Source organism: Pseudonocardia benzenivorans CB1190, from assembly GCF_000196675.2.
GTDB lineage: Bacteria > Actinomycetota > Actinomycetes > Mycobacteriales > Pseudonocardiaceae > Pseudonocardia > Pseudonocardia benzenivorans.
Map to the genome: position 1 here is coordinate 6,233,630 of NC_015312.1, position 16,107 is coordinate 6,249,736.

The window sequence follows — 16,107 nt, forward strand, 5'->3', positions numbered from 1 at the left end:
ACTCACCGGGAGGTCTCGTGGCCCGCTGGAACCCCGCGCACGTCGCGCTGCGCACGACGGCAGGCGCCTTCATCCTCAACACGGGGATCGGCAAGTGGAAGGGTGACGAGAAGACCGCGGCCGGCGTCCACGGAATGGCGAAGGGGACCTACCCGTTCCTCGACGCCGTCGCCCCGCAGCCGTTCCTCAAGGCGCTGGCCGCCGGTGAGATCACCCTCGGCGCCGCGCTCCTGACCCCGTTCGTCCCTGCCGCCGTCGTCGGCGCCGGGCTCACGGGTTTCGCCGCGAGCCTGCTCGGGCTCTACCTCGGTACCCCCGGGATGCACGACAAGCTGCGTCCGACGCAGCAGGGCAACGCGATCGCGAAGGACGTCTGGCTGCTCGGCATGGGCGCCGCCCTGCTCGCCGACGGCTTGCGCCGCAAGCGGTCCTGACCGGGTCGGTCAGTCGCGCTCGCCGCGCACGGTCAGCATCACGCGCATGACGTGCTCGACCGCGGACGCGAACACGGGGCCGCGCAGCTCGTCGCGGGACGCGAGCGCGTTCGACGCGAACTCCAGCATCGCGTCCGGGCCCGCACGCCGCACGACGAGCGCGGCGACCTCCTCGATGTCGAGGTCCGGGTTGTCGAGGCGCGCCAGCGCGAACTCCACGACAAGCTGATCGTCGGTCACACGTTCCTCCCCCTCCAGTCTCCCGGATCCACTCCCGCAGCGCGAGATCCTCTGGCGTCGCCCAGTTAGGTGCCCCTAATCTGAACGAACCCGACGGGGAGGGACACATCGCATGACGTCCGACAGCGCCGAGCCGGTGACCTTGGCCCGACGGCTCCGTGAAGGCACCGCGGCCGTCCACGACCGCGCGCACGGCTCCCGCTTCATGTCCGCCCTGCTCGGCGGCGAGCTGCCCGTCGAGGACTACGCGGCGTTGGCCGGCCAGCTCTGGCACGTCTACGACGCGCTCGAGAGGGCGGGCGACGCGCTGGCCGACGAGCCGGCCGCGGCACCGTTCCGTCGCGAGGAGCTGCGCCGGGCACCCGCGCTCGCGGCCGACCTGCACCACCTCCTGGGAGCGGGCTGGCCTGCGGAGTGCACGCCGCTGCCGGCGACCCGGACCTACGTCGCCGCGCTGCGGACGATCGCCGCCGACCGCTGGGTGGGCGGCTGGGTCGCCCACCACTACACCCGTTACCTGGGCGACCTCGCGGGCGGCCAGGTGGTGCGCGCCCTGCTGCGCACCAGGTACGGGCTGGTCGACGACGGCGCGCGCTTCTACGCCTTCGACGCCATCCCCAGTGTTCCGGCGTTCCGCAAGCAGTACCGGGCCGCACTCGACGCGACGCCGTTCGACGAGGCCGAGCAGCGCAGGGTCGTCGACGAGGCGGTACGGGCGTTCGACCTCAACATCGCGCTGCTCGACGAGCTCGACCCGCTCACGGGCGACGACCGCATCCCGGCCTGACCCGGTCCCGCGCTCACCCGGCGGGCGCCCCGGCCCTCCGCGCGGACCGGCCGGCGATCGCGTGCACCACGGCGGCCATGTCGTCGCCTCCGTGCCCGGCCGCGACGGTCTCCGCGAACAGCGCGGCCGTCGCGTCGAGCAGCGGTGCCGCGATCCCGGCGCCGCGGGCGGCGTCGCCGACGAGCCGGCAGATGCCCAGCACGTCGGCGGCCGCGGCCTGCGGCGCGAGGTCGTCACGGACGATCTTGGCCGCCTTGATCCGGGAGACGTCGCTGGCCATCGGCCCGGAGTCGAGCACCTGAACGACGGTGTCGAGGTCGAGGTCGTGCCGCCGCGCGAAGTGCAGCGCCTCGGCCAGGCCGGTCACCATCGTGATCAGGAAGAGGTTCACCGCGAGCTTGGTCAGCTGGGCCGCGGGCACCGGCCCGCAGTCGACGACCTCGCGGCACATCGGGGCGAGCAGCGGGCGGACGCGGGCGCGGTCGTCGTCGGCACCGGCCAGCATCGCGACGAGCGCGCCCTGCTCGGCGGGCACCCGGGAACCCGACACCGGCGCCTCGACGTGCCGGCCGCCCGCGGCCCGGACGTCGTCGCCGAGCGCGCGCGAGTACTCCGGCGAGGTCGTGCCCAGCACGACGACGAGGCGGTCGCGGACCATCGTCGCGAACGCCGGTGTGCCGCGGCCGAGCGCGGCGTCGACGGCGTCGCCGTCGGACAGCATCAGCAGCACGACGGGGCAGCGCGCGAACACCTCGGCCGGGTCGGCGGCGACGGTCGCACCGGCGGCGCGAAGCGGCGCCGCCCGCGCCGGCGTGCGGTTCCAGACGACGAGCGGCGTCCCGGCCCGCGCGAGCCGCAGCGCCATCGGCGTGCCCATCAGCCCCAGCCCGACGAAGCCCAGCGGATCGACGGCCACGTCAGGCCACCGCCGTGGTCGGGACCTCGATCGCGTAGGTGAGCTGGCCGACCGACATGCCGGCGAGCCGGGGCCGCCCGAGCCGCTGCGCGCGAAGGAACCCCAACCCGGCGCGGTTCTCCGGCCGGATCGTGGCCTCGACGGTCCAGCCCTGCCAGCGCGGGTCGGCGAGCGTCGTCGCGAACAGGCCGGTGGCCACACCGCGGCGCTGCAGGTCGTCGGCGACGAGCAGCGCCACGTCGACGATGCCGGGCCGGACGACGGCGAGGTTGAGCAGGCCGGCCACGCGCCCGTCGGTCCACGCGGCCAGGGCGACGGCGCCGCCCAGCAGGTAGCGCGGATAGCGGTCGAGCACGTCCTCGGGCGCGAGCCGATGCCGGCTGGCGAACCGTTCCCCGAGCGACTCGGGCGAGCAGGACCGCACGAGCGCCGCCACCGCGGCCGGAGTGGCGGGCAGGTGGCACGCCGTCATGACAGTCGTCATAGCGAACGGTTCTACCCTCCAGCGGCCGGGCCCGGCATCATGACAGTCGTCATAGCAGTGGAATTGCGCCGAACGGAGGACGGATGGCCTACGCACGCCGGATGTGGACGCACGTCGAGCCGATCCACGACGTCACGTACTTCGCGCCCGAGGCCCGCGCCGCGGCCGACGCGATCGGGATGCGCGGGTACTGGATGGGCTACGCCGCGCAGCGGGTCGCGCCGCTGGGAGCGGTCGGCCCCGAGATCGCCACTGCCGCGTTCTTCGGCTTCCGCCGCGACCGGCTCGCCCGCGCCCTGCCCGACGCCTGGGCCCACACCGACCCGCGGACGGCGCTGGCCGCCCGGCTCGCGGGCGTCGACGCCGCGCTGCGCCGGCTCTGGGGCGACGACGTCGTGGCCGGTCCCGAGGTCGCCGAGGCCGCCGAGCTGGCGTGGACCGCGGCCATGGCCGCCGACACCGCGGGGCGCGTCCTCGCAGCGGCGAACCAGGCGCTCCCCCGGCCGGACGCGCCCCACCTCGCGCTCTGGCAGGCGACGACGACACTGCGGGAGCATCGCGGCGACGGCCACATCGCGGTGCTGGTGGCCCGCGGGATCGGGCCGCTGGCGTCGCACCTGCTGAAGGTCGCCGCGGGCGAGTCCGACGGCGAGGGCCTGCGCCTGGGCCGGATGTTCGCCCCCGAGGCGTGGCAGGACGGGCTCGCCGGGCTGCGCGCGGCCGGCATCGTCGACACCGACGACACCCTCACCGCCGCGGGCCGCGCACTGCACGAGGAGATCGAGGCGGCCACGGACACCGCGGCCGAGAGCCCGTGGACCGCGCTGGGCGCCGACGCGACCGCCCGCCTCGACGCGCTCCTCACACCCCTCACCGGCCGGATCCTGAGCAGCGGGATGCTCCCCGACCCGAACCCCGTCGGGCTGCCGGTCAGCGGGTCGGTGTAGCGCCGAGCAGCAGGTCGAGCTCGGCCTGCACGGCGTCGAGGGCGCTCTCGTCGCGCCACGCCCGGCCCACCACGACGGCGCCCTCGACCGCGCAGACGACCATCATCGCCAGCCGCGGCGCGCGGTCCTCGTCGATGCCGCCGCGACCCAGTGCCCGGGTCAGCGGGTCGAGCCACTGCCCGAACGCGGCACGGGCGGCATCGGCCAGCCCGGCGTCCTCCCAGACGGCGTCGGCCACCCCGGCGACGATGGGGCAGCCGCCGCGGAAGTCGGTGATCGCGAGGACCTCGCGGAACCGGTCGACGACGCCACGGACGACGGCCGCGGCGTCGGGCGGCGGGTCCTGCTCCAGGCTCGCGCGCAACGGCCGGGCGGCCCGCTCCGCCATCCACGCCATCGCCTCGGCGACGAGCTCGTGCTTGCCGCCGGGGAAGTAGTGCTGCAGGGAACCGCGCGGCGCCCCGGCGTGCGCGACGATCTCGCGCATCCCGGTGGCACCGACGCCGCGTTCGCGGAAGAGGAGCGCGGCGCTGCGCACCGTGCGCTCCCGAGGGCTGCGTTCTGCCATGACGACCGTCATGATAGGTCGCTCGGCAACCTGCCGGGTCAGGCCTCGTGCAGCGCCGCGAAGTGCGGGTTCGTCATGACGCCGAGCACGTTGCCGAACGGGTCGACCACCGACGCCGTGACGAACCCCGATCCGCGCGGCGTGACGGGCTCGTACTCCGTCGCGCCCAGCTCCAGCAGGCGCGCGACGGCCGCCTCCAGGTCGTCGACGTGCCAGAACACGACCGCGCCGCCCGGGGCCGCCGACGCACCGGCCGGCGCCCAGCGCCGGTCGACGAAGCCGAGCTCGTCCTCGTCGTCGCCGATGCGGAACTCGATGTAGGCGGGCGGCTGCGGGGCCGGCGGGAACGCGAAGTAGGGCTCGACGCCGAGCAGCTCGGTGTACCAGGCGCGGGCGGCGGCGAGATCGTCGGTGTAGAAGCTGACGGTGCTGAGTCCTCGGAACATGGGAGCATCGTGCCGAGGTGAAGTGCTCACCGAGTGAGCACTTTTCGGAGGAGAATCCGGCGTGTGCGCGCCGACCGCCTCGTGGCCACCCTGCTGCTCATGCAGGCCCGTGGCCGGGTCACCGCCGCGCAGGTCGCCGCGGAGCTGGAGATCTCGGTCGCGACGGCCCGCCGCGACCTCGAAGCGCTGTCGGCAGCCGGGGTGCCCGTCTACCCGCAGCCCGGACGTGGCGGGGGCTGGTCGCTCGTCGGCGGGGCGCGCACCGACCTGACCGGTCTCACCGCCGGCGAGGCGACGGCGCTGTTCGCGCTGGCCGGGCCGGGTGCGGCCGTGGCGCCGGCGGCCCGGTCGGCGCTGCGCAAGCTCGTCGGGGCACTGCCCGACACCTTCCGGGCCGACGCCGAGGCCGCCGCGGACGCGGTCGTCGTCGATCCCGCCCGGTGGGGACGCCACGACCGCGACCGGCCCGCGATGGTCGACGCCCTGCAGGACGCGGTGGTGCGGCGGCGTCGGGTGCGGATCGGCTACGCCGACCGCCGGGGGCGCAGGTCCGAGCGCGTCGTCGACCCGTGGGGGCTCGTCGACAAGGACGGCGACTGGTACCTGGTCGCCGGGACGGTGCAGGGGCGCCGCACCTTCCGCGTCGACCGGGTCGCCACCGCCGAGGTCACCACCGAGCCGGCCGAGCGGCCCGCCGACCTCGACCTCGCGCGCGAGTGGGAACAGGTCGTCGGCGAGATGGAACGACGCCGCTCACTGGTCGAGGCCGTCGTGCTCGTGCCCGAGCGGCACGTGACGATCCTGCGCGACCACTTCGGACGCCACCTCACGACGCTCGGCACCGAGGCGGACGGCCGGGTGCGGGTCCGCGTCGGCGCGCCGATGGCCCTGTCGATCGCGGAGAACCTCGCGGGCTGGGGCGCGGGCGTCGAGGTCGTCGAACCCGGGTCGGTACGCGCGGAGCTCGCCCGGATCGGCGCCGAGCTCGTCGCCCGCTACGGCGGGGCCGAAGGTCCGCGTCCGCGGCCACCCCGACGACCCGCACCGACTTCATCAGGGTACTGACCGCGTTCAGCTCACGACGACACCGCCCTGCAGCACCAGCGCGCGGGCGGCGTCGTCGGCGAGCGCGGTGACGTCGGCGAGCGGGTCACGGCGCAGGACCAGCACGTCGGCAGCCATCCCGGGGGCCAGCGTGCCGACCTCGCCGTCGATCCCGAGCAGCCGGGCGATGTTGACGGTGATCGACTGCAGGGCGGCGCGCGGCGACATGCCGACGAGCTCGACGTAGGTCGCGGGCTCGACGGCGCAGCTGCCCTGCACGAAGTGGGTGAGCCCGGCGTCGCCGCCCGCGACGATCGGCACGCCCGCGGCCGTGGCCTTCGCGATGCTGGCGACGTGGTGCTCGTGCGTGCGCCGGTGCTGGTCGACGATCACCTGCGGGATGCCCATCTCCAGCCCGCGCTCGGCGAAGGCGCGGTACATCGACAGCGTGGGCGAGATCGTCAGGCCGTGCTCCACGATCGCGGCCAGCGCGTCGTCCTCCAGGAACAGCGCGTGCTCGATGCTGGCCACCCCGGCCCGTGCGGCGGTGCGCACCGAGTCCGCGGACTCGGCGTGCGCCACGACGGGCACGCCCTGCCGGACGGCCTCGTCGACCAGCGCGTGGAACTCGACGTCGGTCAGGCCGCTGCGCTCGGCGGGGCACAGCGGGTTGAAGCCGGTGCCGCTGACGCCGACCTTGATCCAGTCGACGCCGTCCTTGAGCTGGGTGCGCACGACCGCCGCGGCCTCGTAGGGGCCGACGACCTGCACGGCCAGGCTGTGCGGGTACGGCGCGTGCTCGAACAGGTGCGACGGCTGGAAGTCGCCGAGCCCGCCGGGCGCCGACACGATGCGGCCCGCGGCCAGCACCCGCGGCCCGGGCACGTCGCCGCGGCGGATCGCGTCGCGCACCTCGACGCCGATGTTGGCCCGGCTGCCGACGTCACGGATGGTCGTGAAGCCCTTGCGCAGCAGGAGCGCGGCGTTGTGCACGGCGTCGACGGTCGCCTGCGGGACCGACTTGCGCAGCTCGATGTCGTAGGGATCGGCCACGTCGCGGTAGACGAGATGGCAGTGCGCGTCCATGAGCCCCGGCATGGCGAACCCGCCGTCGAGGTCGACGACGTGGTCGCCGGGCCGGGCCTGCACGTGCGGGCCGCAGTCCTCGATCGTCCCGTCGGAGACGGCGAGCGCACCGGCGACCGGCGTCAGGTCGTCGCCGGTGAGGAAGGTGCCGTTGGTCAGAACGATGCGTTGCATGCAGTCGCCTCCCGTCGAGGGGCGTCGCCCGCCCGGGTCGTGCGGATTTCGCGCCCGTATTGTATGCAAACTTTCGGCGTTGATCGACGGGCCGAACGGCGGTTGTCCGACTCCACGCTCGCTCGCCACACTCGGTGCATGCCCTGGACGGAGCCGTTCGTGGGACGCGCGGCCGAGCTCGCCGTGCTCGCGGGCGCACTCGACGCCGCCCGCGACGGCCGGCCGTCGGTCGTGCTCGTCGAGGGTGAGCCGGGCATCGGCAAGACGACACTGCTCCGCCGCTTCGTCGACGACGTCCCGGGGCCCGGCGCCGCCGACGCCGTGACGGTGGTGCGCGCGGCCGCCGACGAGGCCGAGGTCGCGCTGCCGTTCGGGGTCGTCGACCAACTGGTCGCCGATCTCCCGCCCGGGACGTCCCGCAGTGCGCCGTCGCCCTCGGCCGATCCGTTGGCGGTGGGCGCGGAGCTGCTGGCGACGCTGGGCGCGCTCGAGGGCGACGCCCCCGTCCTCCTCGTGGTCGACGACGCGCAGTGGGTCGACGACCCGTCCGCGGGCGCGCTCGCCTTCGCCGTCCGCCGGCTGCGCCGCGACCGGGTGCTCGTCGTGCTCGGCGTGCGCGACCCGGACGGCGGGCCCGGTACGCGCTGGTGGGACCGCGGCTTCGGGCCCGTCGCGCCGCAGCGGGTCGTCCTCGGGGGCCTCGGCGCCGACGAGATCGGCGCGCTCGCCGCCGACTCCGTCGGGCCGTTGACCCCCGCGGCCGCCGAGCGACTGCGCGAACACACCGACGGTCATCCCCTGCACGTCGCCGCGTTGTTGCGCGAGCTGCCGCACGCCACGCTGCTCGACACCTCGACGCCCCTGCCGGCACCCCGTTCGCTCACGACGTTGGTGCTGGTCACCGTCGCCGGGCTCGCCGAAGCCGCCCGCGAGCTGGTGCTGGCCGCCGCGGTGCTCGGCGACCGCTGCCCCCTCGCGCACGCCGTCGCGCTCGCCGCCCCGGCCGACCCCGTCGCCGCGCTCGACGAGGCCGTGCGCGCGGGGCTGCTCGTCGAGATCACCGGCGGCACGCGTCACGACGTCGCGTTCACCCACCAGCTCGTCCGCGCCGCGGTGCACGGCGATCTCCCGCCCGCCCGGCGGCACGAGCTGCACAGCGCGGCCGCGGAGCTGGTCGGCGGGACGGCCGCCACGGCCCACCGTGTGGCCGCCGCGGTCGGCCCGGACGAGAAGCTCGCCACCGAGCTGACCACCCTGGGTCGCGAGGACGTCGACGCCCGACGCTGGCGCGCGGCGGCCGACCACCTGCTCGCCGCCGCCGACCTGAGCGCCACCCCCGACGCGCGCGCGGCACGCCTGATCGCCGGCGTCGACGCGATGCTCGCGGGCGGCGACCTCCGCCGCGCCCTGCGTTCCGAACCCGACGTGCGGGCGCTGCCGCCGGGCCCCGCGCGCAGCCGCGTCGTCGGCAGGCTGGAGGCGGCGACGGGCCGGTTCCGCGACGCGCACGTGTCCCTCGCCGACGCCCTCGACGGCGCGGGCGACGACGTCGCGGGTCGCGCGGCGGCGGCCGCGCACCTGTCGCTGCTGTCGTTCGTCGAGGGCGACGTGGACGCCGCGGCCGAGCTGTCGCGGCAGGCGTTGGACCGGGTGCCCCCGCCCGAGGACGAGCCGACCGCGCGGTTCGTGCGGATCGTCGCCGAGGTCGTCCGGGGCGGCGACGACGAGGTCGACGCGCTGCTCGCGAAGGGCGGATCCCCCGAGGTCGCCGGGCTGCGCGGGGTCGTCGCGCTGTGGCGGCAGGACGCGGCCGCCGCCGCGGAGGTGCTCACCGGCGTGGTCCGCGACGGCGCGGCGGACATGTCGATGCAGGGGCGCATCCTGCTGCTCGCCCACCTCGCCGAGGCCCAGTACCGGACGGGGGACTGGAACGGGTCGGCCGCGAACGGCGCGCTCGCCGTCTCGCTCGCCCGCGACGCGGGCGTCCTCGTCGGTGCCGGGCTGACCAACGCGCTGACCAGCTATGTCGCCTCCGGGCGCGGGGAGTGGGAGCTCGCGACGGCCAGGGTCGAGGCCGCGGAGGGCGCGACCCGGACGCTGCCGTGGTGGGGCGGGCAGGCCTACGCAGCGACGGCGCGGGCCGTGCTCGCCCAGGCCCGGGGCGACGCCGCCGGGATGCTGGCCGCGCTCGCCCCGTTGACCGGGGCCGACGACACCGTCGCCCGGCCCGTCGTACGGGCGGTGATCGTGCCGTGGCGCACCCTCCTCGCCGAGGGGCAGCTCGGCACGGGCGACCTCGACGCCGCGGCGGCCACCCTCGACGACCTCGACACCCGCCTCACCGGACCACCCGGCTGGACCGCGCTCGAGGCGGCGCGGCTGCGCGCCGAGCTCGCGGAGCTGCGCTCCGGCCCCGCCGCCGCCCGGGAGCCCTACGAGCACGCGATGGAGCTCGCCGGGCGGATCGCCGCCGAGCCGGTGCGGGCGCGCGTCGAGGCCGGGTTCGGCAGGGCGCTGGTCGCCGCGGGCGAACGACGGCCGGGTGTCGACCTGCTGCGCACGGCCCACGACCGGCTCACCCGCCTCGGCGCGGCACCGTTCGCCGAACGGGCCGACGAGCTGTTGCGCGCCGCGGGCCTGCACCCGCCCGCCGCGGGCGGCGCCCTCGCCCTGACCCCGCAGGAGCTGGCCGTGGCCCGGCTCGTCGCGGAGGGACGCACGAACTCCGAGGTCGGCGCGTCGCTGTTCGTGACCGGCCGCACCGTCGCGTTCCACCTCAGCAACATCTACGCCAAGCTCGGCATCTCCTCGCGCCGCCAGCTGGCCGCGCACCTCTGACCTCTCCGCGCCCGCCGGGCGCCACTGGAAGGTCCGCTGGAAGGTCCTGACAGCCGGGACCGGCGTCACCACCCCGATGCTCGACGGGCACGCCACCTCGACATGCGCGAGGAGGGGCCATGCGCATCCAGCTGGACCTCTTCCGGTCCGGCGACGGCCGTCTCGAAGGCGTCGTCAGCCCGCCCGGAGGGGGACGCGAGCCGTTCACAGGGGTGCTCGACCTGCTCCGGGTGCTCGAGGGGATAGACCTGCCCGACCGTGACCGCGGCCGGGCGGCCGACACGGAAGACCGGGGGGTCGAGGATGACTGACCTGCGCGACGCCGGAAGCCGTCCGACCGTCTCGGCCGAGGCGGCGAAGAACGCCCGGCTGACCGGCGTCCTCGGCATCGCCTTCGCCGTGCTGATGGTGCTCGCGCTGCTGTTCGTGAACCGCTCGCCCGGCCTCGGCGTCTCGGACTCGGCCTACGAGAGCTTCTACGGCCAGGGCGGCACGACCGTCCTGATCACCGTCGGCCTCTACCTCGTCCCGTTCGCCGGGATCGCCTTCCTCTGGCACATGACGGCGCTGCGGCTGCTGGTCCGCGAGCTGGCGCCGGACCTCCCGGGCATCCCGTCGACGCTGCAGCTGCTCTCCGGCGGACTGTTCGTCGGGCTGCTGTTCTGCGGCACCGCGGCGGCGGGGGCCGTCGCGCTCGTCAACGACATCGGGACGGGCCCGCTGCCCGGCCCCGACGTCGGCCGCGCGCTCACGAGCATCGGGTACGCGATCGTCTTCGTGTACGCGGTGCGCGCGGCCGGCATGTACGTCATGACCACCACGACGCTGCTCATGAAGGCCGGCGTGCTGCCGCGCTGGCTCGGTGTCCTCAGCTACCTGCTGGCCGCCGCGATGTTGGTGGCCACGACCTTCAATCCCGCCGTCGTCCTCGTCCTGCCCGGCTGGGCGGTGATCGTCGGCGTCGTCGTCCTCGTCCGCGCCGGACGTCCCGGCGCCCCCGCGCTTCCGGAGGCTGCATCATGACCACTACCGAGATCCGCGAGGCGAGCGAGATCCCCGGTCCGCCGCCGAAGCCCGTCATCGGCAACGCGCTCGACATCCCGGGCGACCGCACGATCCAGGCGTTGATGGATCTGACCCGTACCTACGGCCCGATCATGCGGCTCAAGACCCCGGTAGGGGACCGGTACATCGTGTCGGGCCTGGAGATGGTCGACGACCTCTGCGACGACTCCCGGTTCGACAAGCTCGTCGGCACCGCCCAGAAGGAGCTGCGCAAGACCCGGCCGAGCGACGGCCTGTTCACCGCGGACACCGACGACCCGATGTGGTCGCGCGCGCACAACATCCTGCTGCCCAACTTCAGCATGCAGGCCATGCAGGGCTACCTGCCGATGATGATCGACATCGCGCTGCAGCTGATGCAGAAGTGGGAGCGGCTCAACCCGGGCGAGCAGGTCGACGTCACCGCCGACATGACGCGCCTGACGCTGGACACCATCGCGTTGTGCGGCTTCGGGTACCGCTTCAACTCGTTCTACCGCAACACCCAGCACCCGTTCGTCGACGCGATGATGCGGACGCTGACGGAGACCCAGAAGCGGGCCCGGCTGCTCCCGCCGCTGATCCGGCTCCGCCGCAAGGCGCAGCGGCAGCTCATGGCGGACAACAAGTACATGGAGCGGGAGGTCCAGAACATCCTCGACGAGCGGCGCCGCGCCGGGAACGCCGACGAGCACCAGGACCTGCTGAGCTGCATGCTCACGGGCGTCGACAAGAAGACCGGGCTGAAGCTGCCCGACGAGAACATCGTCGGCCAGTGTCTGACGTTCCTGGTCGCGGGCCACGAGACGACGAGCGGGCTGCTGTCGTTCACCATCGCCTACCTGATCAAGCACCCCGACGTCGTCGCGAAGGCCCAGGCGGAGGTCGACCGCGTGCTGGGCACCGACCCGGGCGTCATGCCGAGCTTCCAGCAGGTCCAGGGGCTCACCTACGTCACCCAGATCCTCAACGAGATCCTGCGGCTCTGGCCGACCGCGCCGGGATTCACCCGCTACCCCTACGAGGACGTGGTCCTCGGCGGGTACCGCATCGCCAAGGGCTCATCGTTGACGGCGCTGACCCCGATGCTGCACCGCCTACCGGAGGTCTGGGGGCCGGACGCCGAGGAGTTCAACCCCGACCACTTCCGGGCCGAGTTCCGCGCGACGTTGCCGCCCAACGCGTTCAAGCCGTTCGGCTCGGGCCAGCGCGCCTGCATCGGACGCCAGTTCGCGATGCAGGAGGCGGTGCTCGTCCTGGGCATGCTGTTGCAGCGCTTCGACTTCGTCGACCACCTGGGCTACGAGCTGAAGATCAAGGAGGCGCTCACCCTCAAGCCCGAGGGCCTGTTCATCCAGCTGCGCCCACGACCCGACCGGACCACCGGCACCGTCGTCGTCGCCCCGAACGCCGCCCAGGCGCCGGCCGCCAAGCCGAAGCTGCGGCTCGCGCCCGTCGGCGACCGGCACGGCACCCCGCTCACCGTGCTGTTCGGCTCGAACCTCGGCACCGCCGAGGGCATCGCGACGCGCATCGCCCAGGACGGCGCCGACCGCGGCTTCGCCGTCACCCTCGGCGCACTCGACGACCACGTCGCGGACCTGCCGAAGGAGGGCGGGCTCGTCGTCGTCTGCGCGTCGTACAACGGGATGCCACCGGACAACGCCGAGCGGTTCTGCGCCTGGATCCGTGACGCGGCGACCCCCGCCGACACGGCCGCCGGCGCGGCGTACGCGGTGTTCGGCTGCGGCAACATGGACTGGGCGTCGACCTACCAGGCGATCCCCACCATGCTCGACGAGCAGCTGGAGCGGCACGGCGGACGGCGGGTCGTCCCCCGCGGCGAGGGCGACGCGCGCTCGGACTTCGACGGCCAGTACGAGGCGTGGTACGCGACACTGTGGCCGGCGATGACCGAGGCGCTCGGGCTCGAGACCGCAGCCGTCGGCACCGCCGCGGCGGGTCCGCGGCTGACCGTGACGATGACCAACCGGCAGACCACCAACCCGGTCGTCGTCTCCTACCGGGCCCGGCCGTCGACCGTGCGGGTCAACCGCGAGCTCAACCTCGACGGTGCCGACCGGTCGACCCGCCATGTCGAGATCGCGCTGGCGCCGGGCACCGAGTACCAGACCGGCGACCACCTCGGTGTGTTGCCCCGCAACAACGTCGATCTGATCCGCCGGGTGATCGCCCGCTTCAAGCTCGACGCGGGCACCTACGTGACGATCACGCCCACCGGCGGCTCGTGGACCCATCTCCCGCTCGACGAGCCGGCGCCGCTGCTGGGGGTGCTGGGCAGCTGCGTCGAGCTGCAGGACGTCGCCGGACGCTCCGACATCGCGACCCTCGCGGCGTCCGCGACCGACCCGGCCGAGCGCGAGGCACTGCAGGCCCTCACCACGCTCGACGACGAGGGCCGGGCCCGGTACCGCAAGACGATCGCCGAGCCCCGCGTGACGGTGCTCGACCTGCTCGACGCGTACCCCAGCTGCGACCTGTCGTTCGCGCAGTTCCTCGACATGTTGCCGCCGCTGCGGCCCCGGTACTACTCGATCTCGTCGGCGCCCTCGGAGTCCGAGACCTGCCACATCACCGTCGGCGTGCTCGACGTGCCCGCCCGTGGCCGCGACGGCCGGTTCGCGGGCGTGTGCTCGACGCACCTGCGCAGCTGCGAGACGGACTCGACCGTGTTCACCTTCGTCCGCAGACCGACGATCCCGTTCCGGCCGCCGGAGAACCCGCACACACCGATGATCATGGTCGGGGCGGGCACCGGCATGGCGCCGTTCCGCGGGTTCCTGCAGGAGCGGGCGGGGCTCAGGCGGCGCGGGGTGCCCGTCGGCGAGTCACTGCTGTTCTTCGGCTGCCGCACGCCCGAGCAGGACTTCCTCTACTCCGACGAGCTCCGGGCCTTCGAACGCGACGGCATCGTGCGGCTCTGCATGGCCTTCTCCCGCGTCGCCGACAACCGGCGCTACGTGCAGCAGGCGATCCTCGACGAGCAGGAGGACGTGCGCAGGCTGCTCGACCAGGGTGCGCACGTGTACGTGTGCGGCAACGCGAACACGATGGCGCCGGCGGTCCGTGCCGCGCTGATCGAGGTGCACCAGGGCGGCGACGGCACGGCCGACACCGACGGTGACGCCTGGCTCGCGGGCCTGCGTGCCGCGCAGCGCTACCTGGAGGACATCTGGGGCGAGAGCGCGGTCGGCTGACCGGGAGGGCGGCGCCGACCCGCCTCTCCGGCCGCAACCTCGTGGTCGTCCGCCCACGGACCGGCCGCGAGGTTGCGGCCGGGTGTGCCCGGCGGTCGACTCAGCCGCGCGTCGCCCGTTCCTCGGTCGCGAGGTTGTAGCGGGCCCGGCCCTCCAGCCGGGCGCGGCACTCGGGCGTCGCGTAGATCGAGTCGAGATCGAGCAGCGCGCGCACCGCGCGGTGGCGGCCGGCCAGGTCGTCGGGGCCGTCGATGCGGTCGGCCGCCCAGACCCGGCTGTCGGGGTACTCGACGCGGGGTCGCGAGAGCCCGGTGAGCAGGACGTCGACGAGGACCGCGGCGTCGGGGTCGTCGTCGAGATAGGGCCGGTCGCGCAACGGGTCCAGCGCGACCAGCGACTCCGGCGGCGCACCCGCTGCCGGCCGCAGCAGCGGTGCCGCGGCGGGCTCGATCGCCGCGACGGCACGGGCCACCGCGTCCGGGTCCGCCGCCCGGTGCGCCAGCTCCGCCACCCAGAACGCCATGTCCCCGGGCCCACCGGCGAGCCGCAGCGCCGCGGTCCGTGGTCGCCGCGCCCGTGTCGTCGGGTCCATCGGTCACGCCCCGTCCGCGGACCGGAGCGCCTCGCCGATGTCGCGGTAGTAGTCCTGCAGGGCGATCTCGTTGCGCCCGTACACGATCTCGGGCAGCGCGCCGGAGGCGAGGGTGCGCTGGATGTTGGCCATCGTCGCGAAGTCCTCGCCGTAGACGGTGGCCGTGGTCAGGTCCCAGTTGCGCTGCCAGTGCCGGCGGGCGCCCTCGGTCCGCGGCTCCTGCTCCGTCGTGAGCCAGAGCCCGACCTGGCACGAGCCCGGGTCGCCGGGTGTCGGCGTGAACCGCCAGACCTCCAGGTGGTCGAGCTGCCACACGAACACCGTGTTCGGGAACAGCACGTAGACGAGGGTGCAGTGCGGGAACAGCGACCGCTGCTCCCGCGGGCCCGCGGCCATCTCGGGGAACGTGCTGCGCACGACGGTCAGCCGCTGGTGCAGCGGGTAGCTGCGGTAGGCGGACACGTTGGAGATGAACGCCGAGCCGAGCGTCTTGCGGTGCAGGAACGCCAGGTGGAACAGCTCCTGGAAGGTGTTGACCCCGAACTTCCAGTTGAAGGCGAACGACGTCGTCTCACCGGCGTAGAGGTGGCGCGCGTGGGGGGCGTACCCGGCCAGCTCCGCGTCGAGGTCCGGACCGAGCCATGCGGCGACGTCGAGGTCCGCACCCGCCGCCAGCCGCGTCCAGATCAGGCCGTGCCGCTCCTCGGCGGGAAACGCCACCAGCGAGGTGTCGGCCTCGCCGAGGCCGGCGAACCCCACCCGGTCGACGACGCTGCGGCAGCGGCCCTGCCGGTCGTAGGTCCAGGCGTGGTACTCGCACGAGAAGACCCGGCGGTTGCCCGACGGCTCCTGGCAGACCAGGTTCCCGCGGTGCCGGCAGGCGTTGAGCAGGACCCGGGCGACGCCGTCGTCACCCCGCACGACCAGCAGCGGGATCCCCACGATCTCGTCGGCGACGAAGTCGCCGGGCCGGGGTATCGCGGCAGCGGGCGCGACGACCAGCGGACGGTCGGTGAACAGCCGCTGCTCCGCGGACGTGCGCTCCGGCCCCACCAGGTCGGCCGCGCCGACCCGCCCGACGTCGGGCGCCATCGCCGTCGTTCCGCGGGCGAGGAGGTCGGCGATCTCGTCCATGAGGGCCAGCTCCGACGTGCGGTCCACTGCGCGCCTTCCTGCCGGGGGAGGCGTCGACCGACCGTGGGACGGCCGACGGGCGGTGCCTCACTTGTAGCAACCCGCTCGGCCCGCGACAAGGCGACGAGGCGGCCACCGGGAGCACCGACGGCCTC

The 16,107-nt window shown here is 74.5% G+C and carries 16 protein-coding genes; 8 read left to right on the forward strand and 8 right to left on the reverse strand.

Going from position 1 to position 16,107, the window contains the following annotated elements; translation table 11 throughout:
• Positions 1-17 precede the first annotated feature (17 nt).
• Positions 18-434, forward strand: a complete 417-nt coding sequence (locus tag PSED_RS29530) for a hypothetical protein (protein ID WP_013677901.1) — start codon at positions 18-20, stop codon at positions 432-434.
• Between the two features lie 9 nt (positions 435-443).
• Here PSED_RS29530 and PSED_RS29535 read toward each other — a convergent pair whose 3' ends face one another.
• On the reverse strand, positions 444-674 hold the full coding sequence (locus PSED_RS29535) for a hypothetical protein (protein ID WP_013677902.1): 231 nt from the start codon (positions 672-674) through the stop codon (positions 444-446).
• Positions 675-786: 112 nt separating this feature from the next.
• Between PSED_RS29535 and PSED_RS29540 the strand changes: the two genes are divergently transcribed.
• On the forward strand, positions 787-1,461 hold the full coding sequence (locus tag PSED_RS29540) for a biliverdin-producing heme oxygenase (RefSeq protein ID WP_013677903.1): 675 nt from the start codon (positions 787-789) through the stop codon (positions 1,459-1,461).
• A gap of 13 nt (positions 1,462-1,474) precedes the next feature.
• On the opposite strand, the gene PSED_RS29545 is transcribed toward PSED_RS29540, so the two are convergent.
• Both PSED_RS29545 and PSED_RS29550 read right to left on the reverse strand, forming a co-directional pair.
• Entirely contained in the window at positions 1,475-2,377 is a 903-nt protein-coding gene (locus PSED_RS29545) for an NAD(P)-dependent oxidoreductase (protein WP_013677904.1), read from the reverse strand.
• 1 nt (position 2,378) lies between these two features.
• Positions 2,379-2,849 carry a GNAT family N-acetyltransferase gene (locus tag PSED_RS29550; RefSeq protein ID WP_013677905.1) on the reverse strand — a complete coding sequence of 157 codons (471 nt, stop codon included), beginning with the start codon at positions 2,847-2,849 and terminating at the stop codon, positions 2,379-2,381.
• A gap of 95 nt (positions 2,850-2,944) precedes the next feature.
• On the opposite strand from PSED_RS29550, the gene PSED_RS29555 reads away from it, so the two are divergent.
• A complete protein-coding gene (locus tag PSED_RS29555) occupies positions 2,945-3,808 on the forward strand; it encodes an SCO6745 family protein (protein WP_013677906.1) in 864 nt (287 codons plus the stop codon).
• On the opposite strand, the gene PSED_RS29560 is transcribed toward PSED_RS29555, so the two are convergent.
• Together PSED_RS29560 and PSED_RS29565 are read right to left on the reverse strand one after the other, a co-directional pair.
• On the reverse strand, positions 3,792-4,376 hold the full coding sequence (locus tag PSED_RS29560) for a TetR/AcrR family transcriptional regulator (protein ID WP_041762807.1): 585 nt from the start codon (positions 4,374-4,376) through the stop codon (positions 3,792-3,794). The two genes, PSED_RS29555 and PSED_RS29560, sit on opposite strands and share 17 nt — an antisense overlap.
• Before the next feature lie 38 nt (positions 4,377-4,414).
• A complete protein-coding gene (locus PSED_RS29565) occupies positions 4,415-4,822 on the reverse strand; it encodes a VOC family protein (RefSeq protein ID WP_013677908.1) in 408 nt (135 codons plus the stop codon).
• 63 nt (positions 4,823-4,885) lie between these two features.
• Here PSED_RS29565 and PSED_RS29570 point away from each other — a divergent pair, with 63 nt between their 5' ends.
• Positions 4,886-5,887 (forward strand): helix-turn-helix transcriptional regulator, encoded by a 1,002-nt coding sequence (locus tag PSED_RS29570; protein WP_013677909.1) that lies wholly within the window; start codon positions 4,886-4,888, stop codon positions 5,885-5,887.
• 6 nt (positions 5,888-5,893) lie between these two features.
• Here PSED_RS29570 and PSED_RS29575 read toward each other — a convergent pair whose 3' ends face one another.
• The gene (locus PSED_RS29575; protein WP_013677910.1) at positions 5,894-7,126 is read right to left on the reverse strand and encodes a metal-dependent hydrolase family protein; all 1,233 of its coding nucleotides are present in this window, start codon (positions 7,124-7,126) and stop codon (positions 5,894-5,896) included.
• Positions 7,127-7,264: 138 nt separating this feature from the next.
• Here PSED_RS29575 and PSED_RS29580 point away from each other — a divergent pair, with 138 nt between their 5' ends.
• From PSED_RS29580 to PSED_RS29595, 4 genes are all read left to right on the forward strand, one after another.
• Positions 7,265-9,964 carry an ATP-binding protein gene (locus PSED_RS29580; protein WP_013677911.1) on the forward strand — a complete coding sequence of 900 codons (2,700 nt, stop codon included), beginning with the start codon at positions 7,265-7,267 and terminating at the stop codon, positions 9,962-9,964.
• A gap of 119 nt (positions 9,965-10,083) precedes the next feature.
• Positions 10,084-10,275, forward strand: coding sequence for a hypothetical protein (locus tag PSED_RS29585; protein WP_013677912.1), 192 nt, complete (start codon positions 10,084-10,086; stop codon positions 10,273-10,275).
• Entirely contained in the window at positions 10,268-10,987 is a 720-nt protein-coding gene (locus PSED_RS29590; RefSeq protein WP_013677913.1) for a hypothetical protein, read from the forward strand. Before PSED_RS29585 ends, PSED_RS29590 begins: the two co-directional genes overlap by 8 nt.
• Positions 10,984-14,226 (forward strand): bifunctional cytochrome P450/NADPH--P450 reductase, encoded by a 3,243-nt coding sequence (locus PSED_RS29595; RefSeq protein WP_013677914.1) that lies wholly within the window; start codon positions 10,984-10,986, stop codon positions 14,224-14,226. Before PSED_RS29590 ends, PSED_RS29595 begins: the two co-directional genes overlap by 4 nt.
• Before the next feature lie 100 nt (positions 14,227-14,326).
• Here PSED_RS29595 and PSED_RS29600 read toward each other — a convergent pair whose 3' ends face one another.
• Both PSED_RS29600 and PSED_RS29605 read right to left on the reverse strand, forming a co-directional pair.
• Complete coding sequence (locus PSED_RS29600) at positions 14,327-14,818, reverse strand: hypothetical protein (protein ID WP_041760135.1); 492 nt, start codon at positions 14,816-14,818, stop codon at positions 14,327-14,329.
• A gap of 3 nt (positions 14,819-14,821) precedes the next feature.
• Positions 14,822-15,979 carry an aromatic ring-hydroxylating oxygenase subunit alpha gene (locus PSED_RS29605; protein WP_013677916.1) on the reverse strand — a complete coding sequence of 386 codons (1,158 nt, stop codon included), beginning with the start codon at positions 15,977-15,979 and terminating at the stop codon, positions 14,822-14,824.
• Positions 15,980-16,107: the final 128 nt, after the last annotated feature.